This is a genomic window from Acinetobacter sp. NigerLNRRAM0016 (genome assembly GCF_054112845.1).
Genome location: NZ_JBSYVT010000075.1, coordinates 1 through 4,550, shown reverse-complemented (window position 1 = coordinate 4,550; position 4,550 = coordinate 1). Strand labels below are relative to the sequence as shown.

5 protein-coding genes are annotated in these 4,550 nt (G+C 41.3%); 1 reads left to right on the top strand and 4 read right to left on the bottom strand.

From position 1 onward, the window contains the following. Positions 1-69 precede the first annotated feature (69 nt). The 3 genes from ACWQ4X_RS19420 to mobQ are packed head-to-tail and all read right to left on the bottom strand — an operon-like array spanning position 70 to position 2,346. A complete protein-coding gene (locus ACWQ4X_RS19420) occupies positions 70-339 on the bottom strand; it encodes a type II toxin-antitoxin system RelE/ParE family toxin (RefSeq protein WP_005166293.1) in 270 nt (89 codons plus the stop codon). After that, the gene (locus ACWQ4X_RS19415) at positions 329-622 is read right to left on the bottom strand and encodes a CopG family ribbon-helix-helix protein (RefSeq protein WP_005166297.1); all 294 of its coding nucleotides are present in this window, start codon (positions 620-622) and stop codon (positions 329-331) included. The genes ACWQ4X_RS19420 and ACWQ4X_RS19415 overlap by 11 nt, the downstream gene beginning before the upstream one ends. Before the next feature lie 44 nt (positions 623-666). After that, a complete protein-coding gene (gene mobQ, locus ACWQ4X_RS19410) occupies positions 667-2,346 on the bottom strand; it encodes a MobQ family relaxase (RefSeq protein WP_457904648.1) in 1,680 nt (559 codons plus the stop codon). Positions 2,347-2,635: 289 nt separating this feature from the next. On the opposite strand from mobQ, the gene ACWQ4X_RS19405 reads away from it, so the two are divergent. Continuing rightward, the gene (locus ACWQ4X_RS19405) at positions 2,636-2,905 is read left to right on the top strand and encodes a hypothetical protein (RefSeq protein ID WP_096877524.1); all 270 of its coding nucleotides are present in this window, start codon (positions 2,636-2,638) and stop codon (positions 2,903-2,905) included. 23 nt (positions 2,906-2,928) lie between these two features. Here the strand turns inward: ACWQ4X_RS19405 and ACWQ4X_RS19400 are convergent, their stop codons facing one another. Further along, positions 2,929-3,240 carry a RepB family protein gene (locus ACWQ4X_RS19400; protein WP_171289347.1) on the bottom strand — a complete coding sequence of 104 codons (312 nt, stop codon included), beginning with the start codon at positions 3,238-3,240 and terminating at the stop codon, positions 2,929-2,931. Positions 3,241-4,550: the final 1,310 nt, after the last annotated feature.

Here is a 4,550-nt window from a genome sequence, read left to right as displayed (position 1 = left end):
CGTTTTTAACAAAAAAAATTTATAAATCAGAATTTTATAACACTAAATAATCCAAAGTACATGAGTAAGTCATGACCACTCCTGCGATGTGTGTAGCACTCTGAGTATCCGTATTATATCAGTGATGTCATATACAACCACATAATGCGGATGTATCACTAACTCCCTAGTATCTTTCTGTCTGCCTGTGCGCCCCATCAGTCGATTATCAACAAGTAAATCTGTCTTTTCTTCAATTAAATCATCAATTTCAATAGCTGCTATAGGGTTGCGTTCTTCAAGATAATCATAGATATTTCTACGATCTTGGCGAGCTGTTTCAGTCCACTCAATCTTCATTCTTCGCTGCCAGTTTCGCCAATGTTGCAGCACGTCTAGCGGCAAACTCTGCCTTTACGTCCTCATGTGGAATCAACTTGCCTGCATTGGCTTCATTTAAGCCGATCTGTACCTGCTGCTTGAACCATTTGTCATAGTCTGCGGCTTCCTGTTGCTTCTTAACAAAGTCACGCATGAAGTCACGGATTAGCTGCGCCCCCGACCGATCAACAGTCTTAGCAAGGCTTGAAAATTCTTGCTTTAGGTCATGGTCTACCCGAAAGGTAAAAGTCGCTTCTGTCATGTTTTTCACTCCAATGTGTTACATTTGAATGCTATTGTAACACATTAAAAAGTTAGGTCATTGTCTTTTTTCGGCTTAGGCTGTTCTTGGTCATAACGTGGTTTAAATGATGGCTGTCGCTCATTCTCAAGTAAAATTTTCCGTTTATTAACAGCCTGTTGCATCTGCTCATAGTAAGGCATCAACTGCGGTAAAATATCAGCAAGTGCCTGTCTGTCTTTATCCAGGATACGGCTCACTTGCTCAATTTTTTTCAAGTCACGCTCGCGGGCTATTTTATCGCTGATCTGTTCGTATTTTTCCTTTGAACACCTTGCATACTCTTGCATATCGTTTCTTGCCCATGCTTGCGCCTGCAAACGTGTGTAGGTTGATAGCTCCCAACCAACACTGTCACTAACATGGTCATACTCAGCATCTTTCACATAGCCGTATTTTGATAGATAGCGTTCATACGCCTGTTTCTGCTTCTCTCTATCCTCTTCTTTGCGTTTGGCTTCCTGTTGTCGCTCTCGCTCTTTCTGCTGCTGTGCCTGCATTTCCTCTCTAATTTCAGCATGATAGACAGCAAGGCTCGACTGGTCTGTCTCGTACTGTTTGAGCATGTCATCAAAGCTAAATAGTTCAGAGCTAAACCATCCTTTTTTAATCTTGATCGGAGGAGGTAGAGGCTCACCAATTTCACGCAAGAGCACCTCAGCCTCTTTCCCCTCCCTAATTAACCTATCAAGCTGCAAGCGGTCGATATTGTCTTGCAAAGCCTTGTAAAATCTATGCTCTGCTCGCTTCTCATCCGTTTTTACTTCAATCAAATACACATCTATAAGCGTTTGGCGGTGTTGTTGGTGGTCGTATAGTGCCTGTTGTGCGGTGGCATAGACTGCGGGGGCTTGGTCTACGGCATCCTCCAGCTGCTGCTGTTGCTGCTGTTCAAGTGTCAATTGCTCTACTCTGTTGCTCGTCTCAATGATAGACATATCAAGCCTTTCAGCTTTTTTATTGCGCTTTTTGATTTCATCATTACGCTTGACGATCTCCAGTTCCTCCCCCCTGCGCTTGGCGTGGGTGGCTTCAAGTCCCTCCTTGAATGTCGGCTCGATGTCTAGTCCACGATCCTTATGACTGCGGTGATCAACTCTCACCTCAAGCCCTGCTCGCTCTAGGTGGACGTTCGTCAGATCCGCCACTTTTTCCCTGATTTTTTTCAGCGTTGAGTTCTGATCTAGCTCCCTTACTTTTGCCCCTAGCCCTTTTGCGGTGGCGGTTCGAGTGGTCATTAGTATGTGGGCATGGAAGTTTCTTTCATCACTTCCGCCATGAGTGTGGGGGGCGTGGATCGCCACGTCCACCGGCACCCCATAGGCTTTAACTAAGGACTGGCATAGCTCTGTAACAAGTGCCTGACGCTGTGCCTTATCCAGTTCATGCGGCAATGCCACCTCTACTTCTTTCGCTAGTCGTGCCTCCTGTTTGATTGAACCGTCTTTTTTTAACTCCGATTGCTCTACCTGATTCCATAAAGTTTGACGATCCAAAAGGTCAGGACTTGCCCCAACTGGGGCAAAAATTTGCTTGTATTCGATGCCAGTTTTTCGGGTGTAGTCCTGCGTTTTTCCGTATGTGTCACACTCCAGTTTTTCGCCTGCTCGGTATGCTGCACACGCCACAATCGAGCGACCATCTGACCTCGAAATTGGTTGGATTGAACAGTGGTAAATTGCCATTGGCTCACCTTTCTATTAACAGCCGCCCCCCTTTGGGGCGGTTGGGGTGTCGGGGTTTCCCTGACCGTACTTGCAAAATTTGGCGTAGCAAAAATTTTGCGTAAGTGCGCCCTTTGGGAACTCTGCGAGGCTAAAAGCAAAAGCAAGAGCGATAAGGCTTTGAGCTGTTTTTTGGATTTTGCTCGCTACGCTCGATTTTTGGATATAAGTCGAGTTTTTGAAGTAGAACACTTTTCACGCTACTGAAGGGGTACACTTCGGAAAATAGGTTTATATAAAGGTGTCCGAAATGGTTAAAAAAACGGCTATGGAATTGGGTCAGATGCTCTCTGAAGAAAAGGAAAAATTGAAGCAACAACAAAAGGCAAGAGATGATCTAGCTCAAGCGGTTATCAAAGGTCGAGAGCAAAAACAGGCAAGGTCAGACGATGCAAAACGCAAGATCCTTATGGGTGCATATTTATTGAAGAAACATGACAATGACATCAAAAAATTGTTAGACCAAAATCCTGATTTTATGAGGTACATTAGAGAAAATGATAAGCACCTATTTTCATAGATATTAGTAGTTGTAAAAAACCCTCATAAATCGAGGGTTTCTTTTTTATCTGCATTACTTTTTGAATCAATGTACTTTTTTAGCTTGCTGTTTTTCACCGCATATAGTCGCTTGTATTCTTTCTCAATAAGAGCTGTCAAAATGGCTTTTTGGCTCTCCCCTGCTGCCCCAACAATGTCCGCAAGCATATCCGAAACACTCTTATCTATAAACACCTCTAGACGTTGACTATCAAGGCTTTTACGTTTTTCACGATATGCCTTTTGTCTTTCTGCGTTAGATTTTGGCGGCTCTTTTAGCATGTCCTGCGTCTTTTTGTCGTTCGGGTCTTTCATGTCTTTAACTCCCATATATTATATCACAGTTACAGGATAACATTATTTATAGTTACAGGATAACTTTTTATAAAATTTATTTGTAAAAATTTATGTTACCCTGTAACTATTTTAAAATTACAGGATAACTATTTAATATTACCCTGTAACAATAGTTATCCTGTAACGTTTAATTCATTACCCTGTAACATATTTTTCGTTACCCTGTAACACCAAAACATAAAAATAACATCATCAAAGTTACCCTGTAACAAAAATAACTAGGTTAAAAAATAATCAAATATTGATATTTTGCGTTGTTCCAGAAGTTATCAACAGCCTAGATCGCTACAGGAAGCGATTACAGCCGCTTTTATAGCTGTGACGTAGGGTACATAAGCCACACTTAAAACAAAGGGGTTAGCGGTGAAATGGTGATGTTTTAGCGGTATTTTTGGGGGGTGATTGAGGCGTTTTGTTTTGAAAAATTTTTCGGCTCTCAGGCTGCTTACATTTTAACCAATTCAGTGAAAAGTTCTTTTTCAGCAAAGTTCTGTTTATCACGATAGCCTAAGCTGCGTGGAACATTGTAAACAATTGACCAAATTGACAGAAATTTAATACATTTTTTTTGAAAAGTTTTCTTTAACAAAAATTTTAAATTGTTGATTTATATATAAATATACATTTATCTCAATAATTAATCTATATTTTACAATGATTTATCTATACTCAATTGTTTAATTATTCTTAATAATATTTACCCCATATCAATATTTTATATATAAAATCAATTATTTATCTATATAAGAGATTAAAATTCCAGAGAGAGAGAGCAGAGCGAGGGCGAATACTCACCCTAAAGCAATTTTTAAAAATCGCTCCAGAAGTATCACCCTGAAAGTATTCCGTCGGTCGGTCGCTTTCGCTTCGGGCATGGCATCACTGTATCAAGCTGCCACTGTTATGATTACGATTGATAGCACCGCCTGAACACGCTCATAACCGCCAATTAAATGACTACTCATTGCGTCCGCTACTCTGTTCAGTTCCCCTAGTAATAGCGTTTTTCCGATGTGTGCTAGCGTCGCTGTACCTCATCACCCACACATGGACAGGTCACGATGTTTTACAGATCGGCTCTTAATTTTGAGGTCTGTGCTTGACAATGAAGCGGAAAACCTTAGAATTTAAGACAGGTACATTAGCCCCTGTGGTGAAATTATTAACGGTCGCCAAACCTTAATACTTTCGATTGCCGATGTGGTTGCATCGAAAATCTGTACCGATGAACATACGAAAAGCCGCTTGTTTTTGCAAGCGGCTTTTGT

Coding starts and splice junctions, on each gene's coding strand:
- ACWQ4X_RS19400 (WP_171289347.1), bottom strand. CDS start 3,240: ATGAAAGACCCGAACGACAAAAAGACGCAGGACATGCTAAAAGAGCCG.
- ACWQ4X_RS19405 (WP_096877524.1), top strand. CDS start 2,636: ATGGTTAAAAAAACGGCTATGGAATTGGGTCAGATGCTCTCTGAAGAA.
- mobQ (WP_457904648.1), bottom strand. CDS start 2,346: ATGGCAATTTACCACTGTTCAATCCAACCAATTTCGAGGTCAGATGGT.
- ACWQ4X_RS19415 (WP_005166297.1), bottom strand. CDS start 622: ATGACAGAAGCGACTTTTACCTTTCGGGTAGACCATGACCTAAAGCAA.
- ACWQ4X_RS19420 (WP_005166293.1), bottom strand. CDS start 339: ATGAAGATTGAGTGGACTGAAACAGCTCGCCAAGATCGTAGAAATATC.